Here is a 22,102-nt window from a genome sequence, read left to right as displayed (position 1 = left end):
CTGATGGCGGTCGGGCGGTCCCGACAAGGACCGGCCGAGGGAGAGAGGGCCTCCGACGGACTGCGCTGCGCGCACGCGGGCATGCCTGTGTCCTCCTCGGGCACCCCTGTGTCCGCCGCCGCGCAGAACAGCCCTACCCACCTCGCCCCAACCCCGAGGAGCAGCTCGCAATGACGACTGTCGACAACCGACAGGACTTCAAGGTCGCCGACCTCTCCCTGGCCGCCTTCGGCCGCAAGGAGATCACCCTCGCCGAGCACGAGATGCCCGGCCTGATGTCGATCCGCAAGGAATACGCCGAGGCCCAGCCCCTCGCCGGCGCCCGCGTCACCGGCTCCCTGCACATGACCGTGCAGACCGCCGTCCTCATCGAGACCCTGGTCGCCCTCGGCGCCGAGGTCCGCTGGGCCTCCTGCAACATCTTCTCCACCCAGGACCACGCGGCCGCCGCCATCGCCGTCGGCCCGAACGGCACGCCCGAGAACCCGCAGGGCGTCCCGGTCTTCGCCTGGAAGGGCGAGACCCTGGAGGAGTACTGGTGGTGTACGGAGCAGGCCCTGACCTGGCCGAACAGCCCCACCGGCGGCCCGAACATGATCCTCGACGACGGCGGTGACGCCACCCTCCTCGTCCACAAGGGCGTCGAGTACGAGAAGGACGGCAAGGTCCCCTCCGTCGACACCGCCGAGAGCGACGAGCACCGCGTCATCCTCGAACTGCTGCACCGCACCATCACGGACGGCTCGCAGAAGTGGACCCAGCTGTCCTCGGAGATCCGCGGCGTCACCGAGGAGACCACGACCGGCGTCCACCGCCTGTACGAGATGCAGCGCGACGGCGTCCTCCTGTTCCCGGCGATCAACGTGAACGACGCCGTCACCAAGTCGAAGTTCGATAACAAGTACGGCTGCCGCCACTCCCTGATCGACGGCATCAACCGCGCCACCGACGTCCTCATCGGCGGCAAGACCGCGGTCGTCTGCGGCTACGGCGACGTGGGCAAGGGCTGCGCGGAGTCCCTGCGCGGTCAGGGCGCCCGCGTGATCGTCACCGAGATCGACCCGATCTGCGCGCTCCAGGCGGCGATGGACGGCTACCAGGTCACGACCCTCGACGAGGTCATCGACAAGGCCGACATCTTCATCACCACGACCGGCAACAAGGACATCATCATGGCCTCGGACATGGCCAAGATGAAGCACCAGGCCATCGTCGGCAACATCGGCCACTTCGACAACGAGATCGACATGGCCGGCCTCGCCAAGGTCCCGGGCATCGTCAAGGACGAGGTCAAGCCGCAGGTCCACACCTGGACCTTCCCCGACGGCAAGGTGCTGATCGTCCTCTCCGAGGGCCGCCTGCTGAACCTGGGCAACGCGACCGGCCACCCGTCGTTCGTGATGTCCAACTCCTTCGCGGACCAGACGCTGGCCCAGATCGAGCTGTTCACCAAGCAGTCCGAGTACCCGATCGGCGTCTACACGCTGCCCAAGCACCTCGACGAGAAGGTCGCCCGCCTCCACCTGGACTCGCTCGGCGTGAAGCTGACGACGCTCCGCCCGGAGCAGGCCGCCTACATCGGCGTCGAGGTCGAGGGCCCCTTCAAGCCGGACCACTACCGCTACTGAGCCGGACTCCGGTACCGATTCGGACTCCGGCTCCGGGGTGAGCGCGCCCGTGCCGCGCGTGCACTGAAGCGCTCACCCCGCAGCAGGTCCTCAGGGCAGGCCCCCGCACCCCCGTGTCGGGGGCCTGCCCGTCTGGCCCTCGCGGCCCCTACCGGCCGGACCAGCCCGTCACGACCCAGGACCCCCATGCCCCGCGGCCGCTATTCGCTCCATGATCCGCACGATCACACCCCCCTCGCAGAAGAGCACTTCCACTGCGCGCCCGGCCCTTCCGGCTGGCGCTACGTCTCCCAGCTGACCGCCCCCTCGGGCGACCCCAGCGGCTCCGTCGACCTCGCCCTCGACGAACTCGGCCGCCCCATCCGCCTCGAACTGCACGCAGGCGGCTGGCAGGTGCGCGGTGCCGCCCTCGACGGCGTCACCTGGGTCCGCACGGACCCCGCCGGGACCCACGCCACGGAAGGCAATGTGCGCGCCCACGCCTTCACCGGCACGTCCCCCGCGTTCCTGGTCGCCACCACTCGTCTCCTGCGCCTCACCCCTTCCGGTTCCGCCACCCGGGTACGCCTCGTCTGCTTCACGGACCCAGTGCTCGCCCCGCGCACCGTCGACCAGTCCTGGGCCTTGCTGAGAAGAGAAGCACACGCCACTGACAACGGCCCTCTGACCGTGGACGAGTACCAGGTCACAGCCCTGGACACGGGGGAGCAGCACGCCGTCCACATCGCCGGGGACGTGGTTCTGTCGGCGCCCGGCATCGAGCTGGAGGACCTGGAAACGCCGCCCTCCACATTCGCCTGAGCGGCCGAGGGGACGAAGAAGGGCGCCCGTCAGCCGGAGATCACGCAGGCGGTACGAAACCGGTGCCGGGTCGCTCGCCGGAGGGCTGTTCGACCGGCGCCGGAGAAGCGGGCTGCTGCGCGGAGGGTGGCTGCTCCGAGGTGGGCTGGGCGATCGGCGGTCCGTACGGGCCGGGTGCCTGAGCGGGCTGCGGCCGGCCACCGTCCGCGGCGGGCGGCACCGCAGACCCATTTCGCCCCGGTGCGTGCGCCGCCGGTCCATTCCCGAAGGCCCGCCGGGCCTCGCGGGCCTGCCGCTCCTGGAGCACGGCGGCCAGATACGCCGCCGGCGGCACACCCTGCGGCGCCGGCGTACCCGTACGCGCCGCGAGATCAGCCGCGAGCCGCTCCGCCATGGTCCAGCCGACCTGCGGATCCAACTGCTGCATCCGCGTCAGGTACTGGCGGACGGCGAGCCACAGACCATCGGGAACTCCTGAGAGATCCAGCCCCGAGAACCGCCCGGCCAGCCAGGGCGGAGGCGGCGGCACAAAGCCGCCCCGGGCCATCGGCACCCGCTCCCGTACGACGAGCGTCCCCGCGAACACGTCCCCGAGCCGCCGCCCCCGCGCCGAGACCAGCGACGCGATACAGGCGACGACGCCGAAGGTCAGCAGAATCTCGATGACACCGATCGCCCCCCGCACCAGCGCATGCCGGAACTGGATCGGCCCACCGTCGTCCCGCACCACACGCAGCCCGCAGGCCATCTTCCCGAGCGAACGGCCGTGACTGAGCGTCTCGACCGCGATCGGCGCACCCACCAGCACCAGAAGGAACGAGGCGATCGACACCGCGATCCGCGCCGCCTCGTCCAGCGAAGCCGTCGCCGCGACCAGACCGATCGACACGGCTATGTAGACGGCGACGGCCACGACCAGATCGAGCAGCACGGCAAGAGCCCTGCTGGGCAGCCTCGCGGGGCTCAGCTCAAGCGCCACCGCCTCGCCCGTGACCAGCTCACTCACGTCCGCCGTCCTTCCCCTGACCTGCCCCTGGAACTGCCAGTCTGCCAAGCTGAGGGCACATCGCGCCCCAGTACGACAAGCTGACAGCCACGACGAGCCGCCGACGAACAGCCGAGGAGCAGGCACACCGATGGACCTCGACGTCTTCGTCACCGCGCACCGGGCCGAGTGGGACCGCCTCGACGCCCTGCTCCAGCGCCAGCGCCGCCTGACCGGCGCGGAAGCGGACGAACTCGTCGCTCTCTACCAGCGCACCGCCACGCACCTCTCCCTGATCCAGTCCAGCGCCCCGGACCCCCAACTGACCGGCCGGCTCAGCCAACTGGTGGCACGCGCGCGTAGTGCCGTGACAGGCACCCGACGCGCTTCCTGGCGCGACGCGACCCGCTTCTTCACCCACGGCTTCCCGGCCGCCGTCTACAAGTCGCGCCATTGGTGGGTCCCCACGGCACTCCTGTCGACCCTGGTCGCCGCACTCCTCGGCTGGTGGATCGGCACCACCCCGGAAGTGCAGTCCTCCATCGCGGCCCCGAGCGAACTACGCGAGCTCACCCGCCCCGGTGGCCAGTACGAGACGTACTACTCCAGCCATCCCGCGGCCTCCTTCGCCGCCCAGGTATGGACGAACAACGCCCAGGCCGCCGCGCTCTGCCTGGTCCTGGGCGTCTTCCTCGGACTACCCGTCCTCTGGATCCTCTTTCAGAACATGCTCAACCTCGGCGTCGGCATCGGCCTGATGTCCTCCGCGGGCCGCCTCGACACCTTCCTAGGCCTCGTCCTGCCCCACGGCCTGCTCGAACTGACCGCGGTCTTCGTCGCCGCGGGCACGGGCCTACGTCTCGGCTGGACCGTCATCGATCCCGGCCCCCGCACCCGACGCACCGCCCTCGCGGAGGAAGGCCGAGCCGCCGTGGGCATGGCGATAGGCCTGGCCCTGATCCTCTTTATCTCCGGCGCCATCGAAGGCTTCGTCACCCCATCGGGCCTGCCCACCTGGGCCCGCATCACCATCGGAGTAATCGCCGAGCTGGCATTCCTGGCATACGTCTACGTCGTCGGCGGCCGTGCCGCGCGGGCCGGCGAGACAGGTGACGTCGAGGAAGCGGAGCGCGGCGCCACTCTTCCGACGGCCGCCTGATGTGCGGACACACCTGATGAGCTGCTAGTCTCCTGTTCGCCCCGAGAGAGCCGTTGACACGGACCGATCGGGGAGGTAGATTCGAACAGTTGCCTGGACTGGACCTGATCCGGTCGGTGACAGTGAGTGTCTAGCTGCTTCTTGAAGTTTCGATCGAATCGATTATTCAGAAGCCTCTCCCGATGAATCGGAAACGAGTGGCCGGTCAGACCGGCTCGAAACTTCTGATAAAGTCGGAACCGCCGGAAAGGGAAACGCGAGAGCGAGAACCTGGAAAGCACCGAGGAAATCGGATCGGAAAGATCTGGTAGAGTCGGAAACGCAAGACCGAAGGGAAGCCCGGAGGAAAGCCCGAGAGGGTGAGTACAAAGGAAGCGACCGTTCCTTGAGAACTCAATAGCGTGCCAAAAATCAACGCCAGATATGTTGATACCCCGTCTCCGGTCATCACGACCGGGACGAGGTTCCTTTGAAATAACACAGCGAGGACGCTGTGAACGGTCGGATCATTCCTCCGACTGTTCCGCTCTCGTGGTGTCGTCCCGATTACGGGAAAACATTCACGGAGAGTTTGATCCTGGCTCAGGACGAACGCTGGCGGCGTGCTTAACACATGCAAGTCGAACGATGAAACCCTTCGGGGTGGATTAGTGGCGAACGGGTGAGTAACACGTGGGCAATCTGCCCTTCACTCTGGGACAAGCCCTGGAAACGGGGTCTAATACCGGATATCACTCTCGCAGGCATCTGTGAGGGTCGAAAGCTCCGGCGGTGAAGGATGAGCCCGCGGCCTATCAGCTTGTTGGTGAGGTAATGGCTCACCAAGGCGACGACGGGTAGCCGGCCTGAGAGGGCGACCGGCCACACTGGGACTGAGACACGGCCCAGACTCCTACGGGAGGCAGCAGTGGGGAATATTGCACAATGGGCGAAAGCCTGATGCAGCGACGCCGCGTGAGGGATGACGGCCTTCGGGTTGTAAACCTCTTTCAGCAGGGAAGAAGCGAAAGTGACGGTACCTGCAGAAGAAGCGCCGGCTAACTACGTGCCAGCAGCCGCGGTAATACGTAGGGCGCAAGCGTTGTCCGGAATTATTGGGCGTAAAGAGCTCGTAGGCGGCTTGTCACGTCGGGTGTGAAAGCTCGGGGCTTAACCCCGAGTCTGCATTCGATACGGGCTAGCTAGAGTGTGGTAGGGGAGATCGGAATTCCTGGTGTAGCGGTGAAATGCGCAGATATCAGGAGGAACACCGGTGGCGAAGGCGGATCTCTGGGCCATTACTGACGCTGAGGAGCGAAAGCGTGGGGAGCGAACAGGATTAGATACCCTGGTAGTCCACGCCGTAAACGGTGGGAACTAGGTGTTGGCGACATTCCACGTCGTCGGTGCCGCAGCTAACGCATTAAGTTCCCCGCCTGGGGAGTACGGCCGCAAGGCTAAAACTCAAAGGAATTGACGGGGGCCCGCACAAGCAGCGGAGCATGTGGCTTAATTCGACGCAACGCGAAGAACCTTACCAAGGCTTGACATACACCGGAAACGTCCAGAGATGGGCGCCCCCTTGTGGTCGGTGTACAGGTGGTGCATGGCTGTCGTCAGCTCGTGTCGTGAGATGTTGGGTTAAGTCCCGCAACGAGCGCAACCCTTGTTCTGTGTTGCCAGCATGCCCTTCGGGGTGATGGGGACTCACAGGAGACCGCCGGGGTCAACTCGGAGGAAGGTGGGGACGACGTCAAGTCATCATGCCCCTTATGTCTTGGGCTGCACACGTGCTACAATGGCCGATACAATGAGCTGCGATACCGCAAGGTGGAGCGAATCTCAAAAAGTCGGTCTCAGTTCGGATTGGGGTCTGCAACTCGACCCCATGAAGTTGGAGTTGCTAGTAATCGCAGATCAGCATTGCTGCGGTGAATACGTTCCCGGGCCTTGTACACACCGCCCGTCACGTCACGAAAGTCGGTAACACCCGAAGCCGGTGGCCCAACCCCTTGTGGGAGGGAGCTGTCGAAGGTGGGACTGGCGATTGGGACGAAGTCGTAACAAGGTAGCCGTACCGGAAGGTGCGGCTGGATCACCTCCTTTCTAAGGAGCACTTCTAGGCTGCCTCGGCAGTCCAGAGGCCAGTACATCGGCGAATGTCCGGTGCTGGTTGCTCATGGGTGGAACGTTGATTATTCGGCACGGTCCAGGACGGACCAGGCGCAAGTACTGCTCTTCGGGGCGTGGAACGCTGATCTGGTCGGCTGATCGTGTCGGGCACGCTGTTGGGTGTCTGAGGGCACGGCCGTAAAGGTCTGTCTTCAGTTGCCGGCCCCAGTGCACTCGAACCGTTAAGGGTTCGGGGTGATGGGTGGCTGGTCGTTGTTTGAGAACTGCACAGTGGACGCGAGCATCTGTGGCCAAGTTTTTAAGGGCGCACGGTGGATGCCTTGGCACCAGGAACCGATGAAGGACGTGGGAGGCCACGATAGTCCCCGGGGAGTCGTCAACCAGGCTTTGATCCGGGGGTTTCCGAATGGGGAAACCCGGCAGTCGTCATGGGCTGTCACCCGCTGCTGAACACATAGGCAGTGTGGAGGGAACGCGGGGAAGTGAAACATCTCAGTACCCGCAGGAAGAGAAAACAACCGTGATTCCGGGAGTAGTGGCGAGCGAAACTGGATGAGGCCAAACCGTTTACGTGTGAGACCCGGCAGGGGTTGCGTGAGCGGGGTTGTGGGATCTCTCTTCTATCGTCTGCCGGCGATAGGGCGAGTCAGAAACCGTTGATGTAGGCGAAGGACATGCGAAAGGTCCGGCGTAGAGGGTAAGACCCCCGTAGTCGAAACGTCAGCGGCTTGCTTGAGAGACACCCAAGTAGCACGGGGCCCGAGAAATCCCGTGTGAATCTGGCGGGACCACCCGCTAAGCCTAAATATTCCCTGGTGACCGATAGCGGATAGTACCGTGAGGGAATGGTGAAAAGTACCGCGGGAGCGGAGTGAAATAGTACCTGAAACCGTGTGCCTACAAGCCGTGGGAGCGTCGGACGGAGAGCTTGCTCTTCGTCTCGTGACTGCGTGCCTTTTGAAGAATGAGCCTGCGAGTTTGCGGTGTGTTGCGAGGTTAACCCGTGTGGGGAAGCCGTAGCGAAAGCGAGTCCGAATAGGGCGGTATAGTAGCGCGCTCAAGACCCGAAGCGGAGTGATCTAGCCATGGGCAGGTTGAAGCGGAGGTAAGACTTCGTGGAGGACCGAACCCACCAGGGTTGAAAACCTGGGGGATGACCTGTGGTTAGGGGTGAAAGGCCAATCAAACTCCGTGATAGCTGGTTCTCCCCGAAATGCATTTAGGTGCAGCGTCGTGTGTTTCTTGCCGGAGGTAGAGCACTGGATAGGCGATGGGCCCTACCGGGTTACTGACCTTAGCCAAACTCCGAATGCCGGTAAGTGAGAGCGCGGCAGTGAGACTGTGGGGGATAAGCTCCATGGTCGAGAGGGAAACAGCCCAGAGCATCGACTAAGGCCCCTAAGCGTACGCTAAGTGGGAAAGGATGTGGAGTCGCAGAGACAACCAGGAGGTTGGCTTAGAAGCAGCCACCCTTGAAAGAGTGCGTAATAGCTCACTGGTCTAGTGATTCCGCGCCGACAATGTAGCGGGGCTCAAGCGTACCGCCGAAGTCGTGTCATTGCGATATATACCCCCAACGGGGATCGTGATGGGTAGGGGAGCGTCGTGTGCCGGGTGAAGCAGCCGCGGAAGCGAGTTGTGGACGGTTCACGAGTGAGAATGCAGGCATGAGTAGCGATACAAACGTGAGAAACGTTTGCGCCGATTGACTAAGGGTTCCTGGGTCAAGCTGATCTGCCCAGGGTAAGTCGGGACCTAAGGCGAGGCCGACAGGCGTAGTCGATGGATAACCGGTTGATATTCCGGTACCCGCTGTGAAGCGTCAAACATCGAGCATCGTGATGCTAAGGCCGTGAAGCCGCCCTGATCTCTTCGGAGTTGAGGGGAGTGGTGGAGCCGCCGGACCAAGCGGTTAGTAGGTGAGTGATGGGGTGACGCAGGAAGGTAGTCCATCCCGGGCGGTGGTTGTCCCGGGGTAAGGGTGTAGCCCGAGTGGTAGGCAAATCCGCCACTCATACAGGGTGAGACCTGATGCCGAGCCGATTGTGGTGAAGTGGATGATCCTATGCTGTCGAGAAAAGCCTCTAGCGAGTTTCATGGCGGCCCGTACCCTAAACCGACTCAGGTGGTCAGGTAGAGAATACCGAGGCGTTCGGGTGAACTATGGTTAAGGAACTCGGCAAAATGCCCCCGTAACTTCGGGAGAAGGGGGGCCATGTCTGGTGAGAGGACTTGCTCCTCGAGCTGGGTGTGGCCGCAGAGACCAGCGAGAAGCGACTGTTTACTAAAAACACAGGTCCGTGCGAAGCCGTAAGGCGATGTATACGGACTGACGCCTGCCCGGTGCTGGAACGTTAAGGGGACCGGTTAGTCCGACTTCGGTCGGGCGAAGCTGAGAACTTAAGCGCCAGTAAACGGCGGTGGTAACTATAACCATCCTAAGGTAGCGAAATTCCTTGTCGGGTAAGTTCCGACCTGCACGAATGGCGTAACGACTTCTCGACTGTCTCAACCATAGGCCCGGTGAAATTGCACTACGAGTAAAGATGCTCGTTTCGCGCAGCAGGACGGAAAGACCCCGGGACCTTTACTACAGTTTGATATTGGTGTTCGGTTCGGCTTGTGTAGGATAGCTGGGAGACTTTGAAACGCGGACGCCAGTTCGCGGTGAGTCGTCGTTGAAATACCAGTCTGGTCGTGCTGGATGTCTAACCTGGGTCCGTGATCCGGATCAGGGACAGTGTCTGATGGGTAGTTTAACTGGGGCGGTTGCCTCCTAAAGAGTAACGGAGGCGCCCAAAGGTTCCCTCAGCCTGGTTGGCAATCAGGTGTTGAGTGTAAGTGCACAAGGGAGCTTGACTGTGAGACCGACGGGTCGAGCAGGGACGAAAGTCGGGACTAGTGATCCGGCGGTGGCTTGTGGAAGCGCCGTCGCTCAACGGATAAAAGGTACCCCGGGGATAACAGGCTGATCTTCCCCAAGAGTCCATATCGACGGGATGGTTTGGCACCTCGATGTCGGCTCGTCGCATCCTGGGGCTGGAGTCGGTCCCAAGGGTTGGGCTGTTCGCCCATTAAAGCGGTACGCGAGCTGGGTTTAGAACGTCGTGAGACAGTTCGGTCCCTATCCGCTGCGCGCGCAGGAATATTGAGAAGGGCTGTCCCTAGTACGAGAGGACCGGGACGGACGAACCTCTGGTGTGCCAGTTGTTCTGCCAAGGGCATGGCTGGTTGGCTACGTTCGGGAGGGATAACCGCTGAAAGCATCTAAGCGGGAAGCCTGCTTCGAGATGAGTATTCCCACCCACTTGATGGGGTAAGGCTCCCAGTAGACGACTGGGTTGATAGGCCGGATCTGGAAGCCCAGTAATGGGTGGAGGTGACCGGTACTAATAGGCCGAGGGCTTGTCCTCAGTTGCTCGCGTCCACTGTGTTGGTTCTGAAACCACGAACAGCCCCACATCCCTGATGTGGTGCGGCATTGTTCGACAGTTTCATAGTGTTTCGGTGGTCATAGCGTGAGGGAAACGCCCGGTTACATTCCGAACCCGGAAGCTAAGCCTCACAGCGCCGATGGTACTGCAGGGGGGACCCTGTGGGAGAGTAGGACGCCGCCGAACAAAACTTGAAGAAAACCCCGCACCTTTCGGTGCGGGGTTTTCTGCGTTTAAGGGCCCCTTTCGGGGGTGCCTTTCAGAGTCGTCCTGTCGTCTTCAGGGCCAGATATGCGTCCGCCAATGCGGGTGCCAGTTCGTCCGGCGTTGCGTCGACCACTGTGACGCCGTGGCGGCGGAGCTGGTCTGCCGTGCGGTGGCGCTCGCTCTGGGCCTGGGCCGCTGCTGCCGCTTGGTAGACGGAGTCCGTGGTGCCGCGGGCTGCGGCCATACGGGCGACATACGGATCCGCCACCGACGCCAGGAGGACGGTGTGGCGCTGAGTGAGTTGAGGGAGAACCGGGAGCAGGCCCTCCTCGATCGGGGCCGCGTCGAGGCTCGTGAAGAGAACGATGAGGGCGTGGCGGGGCGCCGTACGGAGTGCTGTGGCGGTGAGGCCGCGGGCGTCTGTTTCGACGAGCTCGGGTTCGAGTACGGCCATGGCGTTGACCAGGGAGGGGAGGACGTCGCCGGCGGTTCGGCCCTGGACGAGGGCGCGGACTCGGCGATCGTAGGCGAGGAGGTCCACGCGGTCTCCGGCGCGGGAGGCGAGGGCGGCGAGGAGGAGTGCCGCGTCCATGGAGGAGTCGAGACGGGGGGCGTCGCCCACGCGGCCTGCCGAGGTTCTGCCGGTGTCCAGGGCCAGGAGGATGTGGCGGTCGCGTTCCGGGCGCCAGGTGCGTACGGCTACCGCGGACTGCCGAGCGGTGGCGCGCCAGTCGATGGAGCGGGTGTCGTCGCCGGGGACGTACTCGCGGAGACTGTCGAATTCGGTGCCTTCGCCGCGGGTGAGGACGCTGGTGCGGCCGTCGAGTTCGCGTAGGCGGGCGAGTTTGGACGGGAGGTGCTTGCGGCTGGTGAAGGGGGGCAGGACACGTACCGTCCACGGGACCTTGTGTGTTCCCTGGCGGGTGAACAGGCCGAGTGGGCCGTAGGAGCGGATGGTCACGCGGTCGGCCTGGCGGTCGCCTCGGCGGGTGGGGCGCAGGCGCGTGGTGACGCGGCGGCGTTCGCCGGGCGGGACGGTCAGGCTGTGCCGGGAGGCTTCGATCTCGGTGCCGGGCTGCCAACTGCTCGGTGGCCAGGCGTCTCGGAGGTGGGCGCGCAGGGGGCGGCCGGACGGGTTGGTGACCGTGAGCGTGACGTCGGCGGTTTCGCCCAGGCGGGCTGAGGTGTCGCCGGAGCGGGTCAGGCCGAGACGGCGTACGGGGGCGGCGAGTGCGAAGTCGCAGGCGCAGGCCACCGCGAGGGGGGCGTTGACGGCGAGGATGCCGGCCCAGCTGGGTTCCCAGATGCCGACGGGGAGGGAGCCCAGGGCCGCGAGGAGTGCGGTGCGTCCGGTGAGTGCCATCAGCGCGGGACGGGGACGTGAGCGAGGATCGCGTTGATCACGGAGTCGGCTGTCACGCCCTCCATTTCCGCCTCGGGGCGGAGTTGGACGCGGTGCCGGAGGGTGGGCAGGGCCAGGGCTTTGACGTCGTCGGGGATGACGTAGTCGCGGCCGGTCAGCCATGCCCACGCGCGCGCGGTGGCGAGGAGGGCTGTCGCTCCGCGCGGGGAGACGCCGAGGGAGAGGGACGGCGATTCGCGGGTGGCGCGGCAGATGTCGACGACGTAGGCCGTGATCTCGGGGGAGACGGTGGTCTTGGCCACGGCGGCTCGGGCGGCTTCGAGGTCGGCGGCGCCAGCTACGGGGCGGACGCCCGCGGCGTGCAGGTCGCGGGGGTTGAAGCCCTCGGCGTGGCGGGTGAGGACGGCGATCTCGTCCTGACGGGAGGGCAGAGGGATCGTCAGTTTGAGGAGGAAGCGGTCCAGTTGGGCTTCGGGGAGGGGGTAGGTGCCCTCGTACTCGACCGGGTTCTGGGTTGCCGCGACCAGGAAGGGCTCGGGGAGCGGGCGGGGCGTGCCGTCGACCGTGACCTGGCGTTCCTCCATGGCTTCGAGGAGGGACGACTGGGTCTTCGGGGGCGTGCGGTTGATCTCGTCCGCGAGGAGGAGGTTGGTGAAGACCGGGCCGGGCTGGAAGGAGAACTCCGCGGTGCGGGTGTCGTAGACCAGGGAGCCGGTCACGTCGCTCGGCATGAGGTCGGGGGTGAACTGGACTCGCTTGGTGTCGAGTTCGAGTGCGGATGCGAGGGTGCGGACGAGCAACGTTTTGGCGACCCCGGGGACTCCTTCTAGTAGTACGTGTCCGCGGCAGAGGAGGGCGACGACGAGGCCGGTCACGGCGGGGTCCTGGCCGACCACGGCTTTGGCGATCTCGGCGCGCAGGGCTTCCAGGGAGGCTCGGGAATCGGCCCGGTCTCCGGTCTGCCCGGCGTTGTCGGTGGTCGGGTCCGTCATGGACGGCGTACCTCACTTTCGAGGGCGTCGAGTTGGTCGGCGAGGGAGATGAGGGCTGCGTCGTCGCCGGGCGGCGGGCCGAAGAGGAGGGTGTGCAGGGACTGTCCGTCGCCGTGGAGGTGAGTGGACAGGGCGGGGAGCAGGGCTTCGGGCGCGTGTGCCTGGGCGACGGGGACGCCTACGAGGGGGGCGAGGCGGGTGCGGGTGGTGGAGCGAAGAGCGGTTGCGGCGCGGTCGCGGGCGTTGGCCTTGCGGTAGAGGCGGGCGCGGCCTTCGACGGTTTCGGAGGCGCGGATCGCGACGGGGAGTTTCTCGGTCATGAGGGGGCCGAGTCGGCGTGCCCGCCAGAGGGCGGCGAGGGCTGCCGCGATGAAGAGCTGGAGTGTGCCCCAGAGCCAGCCCGAGGGGAGCAGGCTGAAGAAGCCGCGCTCGCCTTCGGTGCCGGCGGCGGTGGAGTCGGAGAGCGAGGGGAGGTACCAGACCAGATGGGGGCGGGAGCCGAGGAGTTGGAGGGCGAGCGAGGCGTTGCCCTGCTCGTCGAGGCGGTCGTTGGTGAGGATGTCGGGCGCGCCGAGGACGACGGTGTCGCCGTCCCCGGAGGTGTCCGGGATGAACAGGAGGGTGGCCAGGCGCTCGCTCGGGTAGCAGGAGGTCGCCCGGAGGTGGGTGGTGGTGTAGCGGATGCCACCCGTGTCGGCGGGGCCTGCGCGCTGGGCCTCGGGCAGGTCGCAGGCCGGCTGGAGCGTGGAGTCGAGGCTCTTGCCGGGGTCGGCGATGACACCGGGGGCGAGTCGCTCGACGGACCAACTGCCGGGGGCTACCAGGAGGGTGCGTCCGCCGCTGCCGGTGGTCGCGGAGTGCAGGGCGGTCTGTTGACGCTCGGTCAGCAGGTCGGGGGCGGCGACGAGGAGTGTGGTGTCGGGGCCGGTGGCGGCGCGTGCTTCGTCGAGGGTGGTGACCACGCGCGTGGAGACACTTCTGTCGGCGAGGAGTTCGGCGACTGCGCGGCTGCCCTGGGGGTCGGCGGAGCGCGGGTCGAGGGTGCCGTGCCGGGTGTCGGAGCGGATCACGGCGATCGCCACGGCGCCCGCGAGGAGGACGACCAGGGCGAGGGCGATGCCTCGCGCGCGGGTCCACACCTGGCGGGCGGTGGGCGAGACCGAAGTGGGCGGGAGCGTGGCCTCCGTGGTCATCCGGCGCCTCCCGGGCGGGAGTTGTGGGCCGCGCTGTGGGTGCTGGTGCTGGTGCTGGTGGTGGTGAGCTGGGGCTTGGTGCGCTCCAGGTCGTGGTCGAGGTCCGCGATGCGCCGGTACGACGGTTCGGTCGCGGCTCGGCCGCCATATGTCACATCGTCGAAGTCCCGTGCGGTGGCGCGCAGTCGGTCGGTGTGGGAGGGCAGGGCGCGGCCGGCTTCGGCTGCGGCCTCGTCGGCGGTGCGGCCGGGGCGGACGTCGAGGAGGGCCCGTTCCTCCAGGGATCGGACGATGGCGCGCATGCGTTCCTGGACGGCCTGGTTCCAGTGGCCCTGGGCGGCGTGTGCTTCGGCGGCGGCGCGGTGTTCGGCGGCGCTGCGGGGGCGGTCGTCGAACAGGGCGGCGGCGGACGCGGGTTCGCGGCGGGGGGTGCCGAGGCGCCACCACAGGGCGCCGAGGACGGCGAGTACGGTCATGATGACGACGACCAGGCCGAGCGGTCCTCCGGGTGTCACGGCCGACGCGCTGCTGAACAGGTCGTCGACCCAGCGCCAGAAGGCATCGAGGGCGCGTTGGAAGAAGCCGGGGTCGTTCTCGTGGTACATCCGCTTGGACAGTTCCCGGCGGGCGGCCTCCTGGGCCGGGTCGCGCGGGATCGTCAGGGGCGGTTCGTCGTCGGAGCGCGCCGGCGACAGCGCGAAGGCGTCGCCGATGTGCAGTGACATGCGTACCGCGGCGGGTGGCAGGGCCGGCGCCGTGGTGAGAACTCCCCCCGCCAGGCTCACCGGTTCAGCTCCCCGGGGTGTCGGATCCGTAGCCCTGGACACCGGCGGCGCGGGCCAGTTCGAGGTCGAGGGCTTCGCGGCGGATGCGCTGGTCGATGTAGAGGAGCACGGTGACGCCGGCCGAGATCGGGAAGGTGATCATGGAGCCGATCACCGAGCCGATACCGCTGACGATGAGGTAGGTCCAGCCGAGGTCACCGCCGCCGCTCTCGAGGAGGCCGCCCACGCTGTCGCCGCTGAGGGCGTCGGCCAGGAAGGCGAACGGGATGGCGATGATCGACGCCAGGATGCTCGCGATGATCATCGCCAGCAGCTGGATGCCGAACATCCGCCACCAGGAGCCGCGGACCAGCTTCACGGAGCGGCTCATCGACTTCACGATGCCCTGCTTCTCCAGCATCAGCGCCGGGGAGGCGAGGGAGAAGCGGACCATCACCCAGATCGCGACGACGATCGTGCACAGGCTGCCGAGGGCGGTGAGCGCGGCGCCCGCCTCGCCGGCGCCCGCGGCGGCCACCAGGACGCCGGGCAGGACGCCGACGGCGACGATGCCGAAGGCGATGAGCAGCAGCAGGAAGATCAGGCCGAACAATCTGGCGACCTGCGGGCGGGCGTCGTTCCAGGCCTCGCTGAGGTTGACCGGCTTGCCGAGGACGGCGCGGCTGGTGACGGTGGTGAGCAGGGCCGTCGCGATGATGGTGCCGATCAGCGAGACCAGGGAGATGACGCCGTAGCTGAGCATGGCGTCGCCCATGGCGCGGGTGAGTTCGCTGAGGGTGGCGCTGGGGTCGTTGAGGGCGTCGGTGTCGATGCGGTCGTTCAGGAAGAAGCCCTGGAGCAGGACGACGACGATCTCGGTGAGGACGGCGACGGTGAGCGCGATGCCGAGGACCGTGCGCCAGTAGGCGCGCATGGTGGAGACGGCGCCGTCGAGGATCTCACCGACGCCGAGCGGACGCAGCGGGATCACACCGGGCTTGGCCGCGGGCGGGGGGCCGCCCCAACCGCCGCCCCAGGCGCCGTGTCCGCCGTAACCTCCGTGGCCGCCGCTCGCGGGGGGCCTGCTGCCCCAGCCGGGGCCGGGCGGCGGGGGAGGCGGGGTCTGCTCCGGGGCCGGTGGGCCGGTGGGCGCGGACCACTGGGCCGGTGGCGGCTGCTCCTTGGACCATTTCGAGCCGGGGTCCTGAGGCTGTGTGCCGGGCTGGTCCGTGGGCTGCTCGGGGTCCGGGCGGTCGGCGGGCCGGTCAGGGCCGGACTTGCCGTGCTCCTGCCCGTCGGACGGGGCGGATCCGGGCGAGGCCCAGCCCGGAGTGTCGTTCATCGTCGCTCCTTCACGGTGCCCGTCCGCGGGTCGCGGTGGCAGGTTGGCAGCCATCGTGCCATGGGGTGGTCATCCGGTGACCGGCCAAGGTATGGGCTGCACACCTTCAATTGTCCGCCGAATAACGGGCAGACTGACCGCATGGCTGATCAGCACGCGCAATCAGGCGAGGACAAGCGGCCGACCGAGATACCGGTGATCCGCTGGGAAGAGCCACCCGAAGGCCCCGTCCTGGTCCTGCTCGACCAGACGAGGCTGCCCGCAGAGGAGGTCGAACTGGTCTGTACGGATGCGCCGATGCTGGTGGAGGCGATCCGTTCGCTCGCCGTGCGCGGAGCGCCGCTGCTCGGGATCGCGGGGGCGTACGGTGTCGCCCTCGCCGCCGTGCGGGGATTCGACGTGGACGACGCCGCGGACGCGCTCGCGGCCGCTCGGCCCACCGCGGTGAACCTCGCTGTCGGGGTGCGCAGGGCGCAGGCCGCGCACCGGGCCGAGTTGGCCCGCAGTGGTGACACCGACAAGGCGGCGGAGGCGGCGTTGGCCGCCGCGCGGAAGCTGCACCGGGACGATGCCGAGGCCAGCGCACGGATGGCCGAGCGGGGCATGGCGCTGCTCGACGAGTTGTTGCCCGGTGGTGGGCACCGGGTTCTGACGCACTGCAACACCGGTTCGCTGGTGTCCGGTGGGGAGGGCACGGCGTTCGCGGTGGCGCTCGCGGCGCATCGGGTGGGGCGGTTGCGGCGGCTGTGGGTGGACGAGACGCGTCCGCTGCTGCAAGGGGCCCGGCTGACGGCGTACGAGGCGGCGCGCAGCGGGATGGCGTACACCCTGCTGACGGACAACGCGGCGGGTTCGCTGTTCGCGGCCGGTGAGGTGGACGCGGTGCTGATCGGCGCGGACCGGATCGCGGCGGACGGGGCGGTGGCGAACAAGGTGGGGAGCTATCCGCTCGCGGTGCTCGCGCGGTACCACCATGTGCCGTTCATCGTGGTGGCGCCGGTGACGACGGTGGACCCGGACACGCCGGACGGGGCGTCCATCGAGGTGGAGCAGCGTGCCGGGTTCGAGGTGACCGAGGTGACCGCGCCGCAGGTGCCGGTGACGGGGCCGGGCGGTGGGATACCGGTGGCGCCGTTGGGGACCCAGGCGTACAACCCGGCGTTCGATGTGACACCGCCGGAGCTGGTGACGGCGATCGTGACGGAAGAGGGTGTGGTGTCGCCCGTGACGGCTGAGGCGCTGGCGGAGGTGTGTGCCAGGTCACGGGAGGTGACGATCGGCTGACGGCGGGTGGTCACGCTGTGTCGGCGGCCGGTGTCCGGCGGGCCGCCGGCCTGGCGTCGACACCGCGTCGACCGGCCGTCGGCCTCAAGATCGATGGACGAGGGCAGACAGTAGCGACCCCATACGACTATCGTCACAGGCCAGTGACCCTTCTCACCAGCGCCCCGGTCACTGTTACGAGAATGGGATGATGTCGTTTATGAAGGGACGAGTCCTTGTCGTCGACGACGACACCGCACTGGCCGAGATGCTCGGCATCGTGCTGCGTGGTGAAGGTTTCGAGCCGTCTTTCGTAGCTGACGGCGACAAGGCGCTGGCCGCTTTCCGTGAGACCAAACCTGACCTGGTGCTGCTCGACCTGATGCTGCCCGGACGGGACGGCATCGAGGTGTGCCGTCTGATCCGGGCGGAGTCGGGTGTACCGATCGTGATGCTCACGGCCAAGAGCGACACCGTCGATGTAGTCGTGGGCCTGGAATCGGGCGCGGACGACTACATCGTCAAGCCGTTCAAGCCGAAGGAGCTGGTCGCCCGGATCCGGGCGCGGCTGCGGAGGTCGGAGGAGCCGGCGCCGGAGCAGCTCGCCATCGGTGACCTGGTCATCGACGTGGCCGGGCACTCGGTGAAGCGGGACGGGCAGTCGATCGCGCTGACGCCGCTGGAGTTCGATCTGCTGGTCGCGCTCGCGCGCAAGCCGTGGCAGGTGTTCACCCGAGAGGTCCTGCTGGAGCAGGTGTGGGGCTATCGGCACGCCGCCGACACCCGCCTGGTCAATGTCCATGTACAGCGGCTGCGCTCCAAGGTCGAGAGGGACCCCGAGCGGCCGGAGATCGTGGTGACCGTCCGTGGTGTCGGTTACAAGGCGGGGCCGAGCTGACATGTCCGGTGACAGTGCCGCTTCGGCGCCCGGACGGTCCGGGGCCCGCGCGGGGCGGTCTGTCGGCCGGGGGACGGCAGGCTCCCGCTGGGGACGATTCCTGGAGGGCGGGCTGCTCCAGGGCGGAGTCCAGGGCAGTCCGGTCCTTCGGCTGTTCATGCGCTGGGTGCGTAGGCCGCTGCTGCCGGTCATGCGGCTGTGGCGGCGCAATATCCAGCTCAAGGTCGTGGTCACGACCCTGCTGATGTCGTTGGGCGTCGTGCTGCTGCTGGGCTTCGTGGTCATCGGGCAGGTGCGCAATGGCCTGCTGGACGCCAAGGTGAAGGCCTCGCAGTCCCAGGCCACCGGCGGTTTCGCCGCGGCCAAGCAGAAGGCCGACGAGACGGGCCTGGGGTCCGGGACCGGCGACGGCGCCGCCGCCGCGGACGGCCGGTCCGACCAGAACGTCATCGAGTGGATGAGTGACCTGGTGGAATCGCTGGCCAGCGGTGGCCAGGGCGCCTTCGAGGTCGTGACGCTGCCCTCCGGCGGGGACAGCGGCGGCGGACGCGGTCCGCGCGCCTCGAACTACGTCGACCCGAGCGCCAGCGTGCCCGAGAACCTGCGGGAGCGGATCGACAGCGGTACTGCGGCGGCCCAGAGCTACACGCGGATCATCTACAACGCCGACAAGGAGTCCCAGCCGGCCCTTGTCATCGGCAAGCAGGTCAATGACCCCAACGGCGACCCGTACCAGCTGTACTACCTCTTCCCGCTCACGCAGGAGGAGAAGTCGCTGAGCCTGGTCAAGGGCACGTTGGCGACCGCGGGGCTGTTCGTGGTCGTCCTGCTCGGGGCCATCGCCTGGCTGGTCGTGCGCCAGGTCGTCACGCCGGTGCGGATGGCGGCCGGGATCGCCGAGCGGCTGTCCGCCGGGCGTCTCCAGGAGCGGATGAAGGTCACCGGCGAGGACGACATCGCCCGTCTGGGCGAGGCCTTCAACAAGATGGCGCAGAACCTTCAGCTGAAGATTCAGCAGCTGGAGGACCTGTCGCGGATGCAGCGGCGGTTCGTGTCCGACGTGTCGCACGAGCTGCGGACGCCGCTGACGACCGTACGGATGGCCGCCGACGTCATCCATGAGGCGCGGGAGGACTTCGACCCGGTGACCGCGCGGTCGGCCGAGCTGCTCGCCGACCAGCTGGACCGGTTCGAGTCGCTGCTCGCGGACCTGCTGGAGATCAGCCGGTTCGACGCGGGCGCGGCGGCACTGGAGGCCGAGCCGATCGACCTGCGCGAGGTCGTGCGCAGGGTGGTCAGCGGGGCCGAGCCGCTCGCCGAGCGCAAGGGCACGACGATACGGATGGTGGGCGACCAGCAGCCCGTCGTCGCCGAGGCCGACGCGCGGCGCGTGGAGCGCGTGCTGCGCAATCTCGTGGTCAACGCCGTGGAGCACGGCGAGGGCCGGGACGTGGTGGTCAAGCTCGCCTCGGCGGGCGGGGCGGTCGCGGTCGCGGTGCGCGACTACGGTGTCGGGCTCAAGCCCGGCGAGGCGACCCGCGTCTTCAGCCGTTTCTGGCGGGCCGACCCGGCACGCGCGCGTACCACCGGCGGTACGGGTCTGGGGCTGTCCATCGCCCTGGAGGACGCCCGGCTGCACGGCGGCTGGCTCCAGGCATGGGGGGAGCCCGGCGGCGGCTCCCAGTTCCGCCTGACGCTGCCGCGGACCGCGGACGAGCCGCTCAGGGGTTCCCCGATACCGCTGGAGCCGAAGGACTCGCGCCGTAACCGCGGGCTGGACGACGCGGGTCTCCCGCGCGGGGAGAAGAGCGCGACCGTGCCGGCACAGCTGACCGGCGAGGCGTCCGGCATGCCCTCGCGTGGCCCGATCCCGCAGCGGCCGAACGGAGTGGCCCCCATGGCCGATCCGACGGCGCTGCCGGGCAACGGCGCGCGCGTCGTGCCCCGGCCCGCCTCGGCGCCGCGACGACAGGACGACGCGCCCGCTGGGGAGGCGGCGCGCGATCAGGAGGCCGGGCCGTCGCAGGACCCGAGCAGGCAAGGGGAGGCATTTCGTGGGCGCTGACCGCGAGGGGGACACCCGGCGGCGGCCGGGACGCGCGGTGGCGTACGTCGCCTGTGGCGCCGTACTGCTGGCCGGGTGTGCCTCGATGCCCGACAGCGGGGATCTGAGCGGGGTGGACTCCACTCCGCGTCAGGACACCCGGGTGCGGGTGTTCGCGATGCCGCCCTCGGAGGACGCGACGCCCACGCAGCTTGTACAGGGCTTTCTTGAGGCGCTGACCAGCGACGATCCGAATTACGAGATCGCGAGTCAGTATCTGACCAAGGACGCGGCGAAGGCGTGGCAGCCGAAGACGGGCACCACGGTGCTCGCGGACGGCCCCGACGCCTTCGAGCTGCCCCGGCCGCGGGGGCGGGAGGAGACGGGGGAGACGTCGTTCACGCTGAGTGGCCTCAAGGTCGCCACGGTGGACGAGCAGCAGTCGTACGCGCCGGCGGACGGCGGGTACGAGGCGCTGCTGCATCTCGCGCAGGACCCGAAGACCAAGCAGTGGCGCATCGACGAGCTGCCGCCGGGTGTCGTCATGGGGCAGGGCGACTTCGAGCGCAACTACACGTCGGTCAACAAGTACTACTTCGCCTCGAACAGCATCGCGGGCGGGAGCCGGCAGACGGCGGCCGTCGCCGATCCCGTTTTCGTACGCGAGCGTGTCGACCCGATGACGCAGATGGTGCGCTCGCTGCTGAAGGGGCCCACCAGCCTGCTCAGGCCCGTGGTCCGCACGAGCTTCCCCACGGGTACGGCGCTCGCGAAGGGCACCACCACGCTGACGCCCGACGAGCAGAACAAGCTGACCGTGCCGCTGAACGACAAGGCGGCCCGGGTCGGCCTGAACAAGTGCACCGAGATGGCGGCCCAGCTGCTGTTCACCCTGCGCAGCCTGTCGCCCTCGCTGGAAGAGGTCGTACTGGAGTCGGGAGACCGGCAACTGTGCTCGCTGGCCTCGGGGCGGGCCGGGTCCACGGCCACGCGCGGGTCCACGGCTGAAGTCGAGTACGTGTACTTCGTCGACGACGAGCACCGGCTGGTGCGGATGAAGGCCGAGGAGGGCGCGCGGACACCGGAGGCGGTGCCGGGCGCGCTGGGCGAGGGGCAGACCCAGCTGCGGTCCGCGGCCGTCTCGCGGGACGAGGAAATGGCTGCCGGGGTCGGCCGGGACGGCAAGCAGCTGTACGTCGGCTCGCTGGTGTCGGGCGGGTCGCTCGGGGAGCCGGTGCTGCGCAGTGCGGGCAAGACGGAGAAGGACCGGCTGACCGCGCCGAGCTGGGACGCCCAGCACGACCTCTGGATCGCCGACCGGAACCCGGGCGACCCGAAGCTGCTTCTGCTGGAGAACGGCGCGGGCGATCCGCTCGAGGTGAGGACACCGGGGCTGGACGGGCGCATCGAGTCGGTGCGGGTCGCCGCGGACGGGGTGCGGATCGCGCTGGTCGTGTCCAACGGCGACCAGTCGTCGCTGCTCATCGGGCGGATCGAGCGCGAGACGAAGCCCGGGGAGGACCGGCCGACGGTCTCGGTCATGGAACTGCGCTCCGTGACACCGCAGTTGGAGGAGGTCACCACCGTCTCCTGGGCGGGCGACAGCCGGCTCGTGGTGGTCGGACGCGAGCAGGACGGCGTGCAGACGGTGCGGTACGTGCAGGCCGACGGATCGATACCGGAGGGGCCGGCGCCCGCCGCGCTCACCGGGGTGAAGGAGATCGCCGCGACCGAGGACGACCAGCTGGCTCTGGTGGCGTACTCCGAGGACGGCATCGTGCGCCTTGAGGTGGGCGGGCAGTGGCAGAAGGTCGTGACGGACGGGACGGCACCGGTCTATCCGGGGTGAGCGGACCCGCTGTTGAGGGTGTCGAGGGGGGAGCGGCTGCTTCCGGCCGGGGCTTGGCTTCGGCGGGG

At 67.7% G+C, this 22,102-nt stretch carries 13 protein-coding genes and 3 rRNA genes; 10 read left to right on the top strand and 6 right to left on the bottom strand.

All coding sequences use genetic code 11. The features are described 5' to 3' along the window. Nucleotides 1-170 precede the first annotated feature (170 nt). Both ahcY and STRCI_RS16845 read left to right on the top strand, forming a co-directional pair. Nucleotides 171-1,628 carry an adenosylhomocysteinase gene (ahcY, locus tag STRCI_RS16850; protein ID WP_269659775.1) on the top strand — a complete coding sequence of 486 codons (1,458 nt, stop codon included), beginning with the start codon at nt 171-173 and terminating at the stop codon, nt 1,626-1,628. A gap of 186 nt (nt 1,629-1,814) precedes the next feature. After that, complete coding sequence (locus tag STRCI_RS16845) at nt 1,815-2,429, top strand: hypothetical protein (protein ID WP_269659774.1); 615 nt, start codon at nt 1,815-1,817, stop codon at nt 2,427-2,429. Nucleotides 2,430-2,469: 40 nt separating this feature from the next. On the opposite strand, the gene STRCI_RS16840 is transcribed toward STRCI_RS16845, so the two are convergent. Continuing rightward, nucleotides 2,470-3,435, bottom strand: coding sequence for an RDD family protein (locus STRCI_RS16840; RefSeq protein ID WP_269659773.1), 966 nt, complete (start codon nt 3,433-3,435; stop codon nt 2,470-2,472). Nucleotides 3,436-3,565: 130 nt separating this feature from the next. Here STRCI_RS16840 and STRCI_RS16835 point away from each other — a divergent pair, with 130 nt between their 5' ends. From STRCI_RS16835 to rrf, 4 genes are all read left to right on the top strand, one after another. After that, a complete protein-coding gene (locus tag STRCI_RS16835) occupies nt 3,566-4,573 on the top strand; it encodes a stage II sporulation protein M (RefSeq protein WP_269659772.1) in 1,008 nt (335 codons plus the stop codon). A gap of 559 nt (nt 4,574-5,132) precedes the next feature. Continuing rightward, nucleotides 5,133-6,658 (top strand): 16S ribosomal RNA (locus STRCI_RS16830). Between the two features lie 315 nt (nt 6,659-6,973). Next, nucleotides 6,974-10,098, top strand: a 23S ribosomal RNA gene (locus STRCI_RS16825). A gap of 90 nt (nt 10,099-10,188) precedes the next feature. Next, nucleotides 10,189-10,305: ribosomal RNA gene (gene rrf, locus STRCI_RS16820) — 5S ribosomal RNA — on the top strand. Together the 16S, 23S and 5S rRNA genes form the textbook arrangement of a ribosomal RNA operon. A 73-nt stretch (nt 10,306-10,378) precedes the next feature. Here rrf and STRCI_RS16815 read toward each other — a convergent pair. From STRCI_RS16815 to STRCI_RS16795, 5 genes are read right to left on the bottom strand one after another with little or no spacing between them, the layout of a single operon-like run. After that, a complete protein-coding gene (locus tag STRCI_RS16815) occupies nt 10,379-11,689 on the bottom strand; it encodes a DUF58 domain-containing protein (protein WP_269659771.1) in 1,311 nt (436 codons plus the stop codon). Next, nucleotides 11,689-12,681 carry an AAA family ATPase gene (locus STRCI_RS16810; RefSeq protein WP_269659770.1) on the bottom strand — a complete coding sequence of 331 codons (993 nt, stop codon included), beginning with the start codon at nt 12,679-12,681 and terminating at the stop codon, nt 11,689-11,691. The genes STRCI_RS16815 and STRCI_RS16810 overlap by 1 nt, the downstream gene beginning before the upstream one ends. Next, complete coding sequence (locus tag STRCI_RS16805) at nt 12,678-13,874, bottom strand: DUF4350 domain-containing protein (protein WP_269659769.1); 1,197 nt, start codon at nt 13,872-13,874, stop codon at nt 12,678-12,680. Before STRCI_RS16805 ends, STRCI_RS16810 begins: the two co-directional genes overlap by 4 nt. Continuing rightward, on the bottom strand, nt 13,871-14,659 hold the full coding sequence (locus STRCI_RS16800) for a DUF4129 domain-containing protein (RefSeq protein ID WP_418953345.1): 789 nt from the start codon (nt 14,657-14,659) through the stop codon (nt 13,871-13,873). The genes STRCI_RS16805 and STRCI_RS16800 overlap by 4 nt, the downstream gene beginning before the upstream one ends. A gap of 4 nt (nt 14,660-14,663) precedes the next feature. Next, nucleotides 14,664-15,980 (bottom strand): DUF7847 domain-containing protein, encoded by a 1,317-nt coding sequence (locus tag STRCI_RS16795; protein ID WP_269659768.1) that lies wholly within the window; start codon nt 15,978-15,980, stop codon nt 14,664-14,666. Nucleotides 15,981-16,121: 141 nt separating this feature from the next. Here STRCI_RS16795 and mtnA point away from each other — a divergent pair, with 141 nt between their 5' ends. The 4 genes from mtnA to STRCI_RS16775 all read left to right on the top strand — a co-directional run bounded on the left by mtnA (nt 16,122) and on the right by STRCI_RS16775 (nt 22,034). Continuing rightward, a complete protein-coding gene (gene mtnA / locus STRCI_RS16790) occupies nt 16,122-17,264 on the top strand; it encodes an S-methyl-5-thioribose-1-phosphate isomerase (RefSeq protein WP_269659767.1) in 1,143 nt (380 codons plus the stop codon). Between the two features lie 187 nt (nt 17,265-17,451). Continuing rightward, nucleotides 17,452-18,141 carry a two-component system response regulator MtrA gene (mtrA, locus tag STRCI_RS16785; RefSeq protein WP_269659766.1) on the top strand — a complete coding sequence of 230 codons (690 nt, stop codon included), beginning with the start codon at nt 17,452-17,454 and terminating at the stop codon, nt 18,139-18,141. A 1-nt stretch (nt 18,142) separates the two neighbouring features. Then, complete coding sequence (mtrB, locus tag STRCI_RS16780; protein ID WP_269659765.1) at nt 18,143-20,206, top strand: MtrAB system histidine kinase MtrB; 2,064 nt, start codon at nt 18,143-18,145, stop codon at nt 20,204-20,206. Continuing rightward, the gene (locus tag STRCI_RS16775; RefSeq protein ID WP_269659764.1) at nt 20,196-22,034 is read left to right on the top strand and encodes an LpqB family beta-propeller domain-containing protein; all 1,839 of its coding nucleotides are present in this window, start codon (nt 20,196-20,198) and stop codon (nt 22,032-22,034) included. The genes mtrB and STRCI_RS16775 overlap by 11 nt, the downstream gene beginning before the upstream one ends. The last annotated feature ends 68 nt before the right edge of the window (nt 22,035-22,102 follow it).

Origin of the sequence: Streptomyces cinnabarinus, assembly GCF_027270315.1 — a bacterium.
GTDB classification, from domain to species: domain Bacteria; phylum Actinomycetota; class Actinomycetes; order Streptomycetales; family Streptomycetaceae; genus Streptomyces; species Streptomyces cinnabarinus.
This window is presented reverse-complemented; position numbering and strand designations above follow the sequence as displayed.

Bases quoted from the DNA above. Each gene is read 5' to 3' on its own strand.
- ahcY (WP_269659775.1), top strand. From the start codon at position 171: ATGACGACTGTCGACAACCGACAGGACTTCAAGGTCGCCGACCTCTCC.
- STRCI_RS16845 (WP_269659774.1), top strand. From the start codon at position 1,815: ATGCCCCGCGGCCGCTATTCGCTCCATGATCCGCACGATCACACCCCC.
- STRCI_RS16835 (WP_269659772.1), top strand. From the start codon at position 3,566: ATGGACCTCGACGTCTTCGTCACCGCGCACCGGGCCGAGTGGGACCGC.
- STRCI_RS16815 (WP_269659771.1), bottom strand. From the start codon at position 11,689: ATGGCACTCACCGGACGCACCGCACTCCTCGCGGCCCTGGGCTCCCTC.
- STRCI_RS16810 (WP_269659770.1), bottom strand. From the start codon at position 12,681: ATGACGGACCCGACCACCGACAACGCCGGGCAGACCGGAGACCGGGCC.
- STRCI_RS16805 (WP_269659769.1), bottom strand. From the start codon at position 13,874: ATGACCACGGAGGCCACGCTCCCGCCCACTTCGGTCTCGCCCACCGCC.
- STRCI_RS16795 (WP_269659768.1), bottom strand. From the start codon at position 15,980: ATGAACGACACTCCGGGCTGGGCCTCGCCCGGATCCGCCCCGTCCGAC.
- mtnA (WP_269659767.1), top strand. From the start codon at position 16,122: ATGGCTGATCAGCACGCGCAATCAGGCGAGGACAAGCGGCCGACCGAG.
- mtrA (WP_269659766.1), top strand. From the start codon at position 17,452: ATGATGTCGTTTATGAAGGGACGAGTCCTTGTCGTCGACGACGACACC.
- mtrB (WP_269659765.1), top strand. From the start codon at position 18,143: ATGTCCGGTGACAGTGCCGCTTCGGCGCCCGGACGGTCCGGGGCCCGC.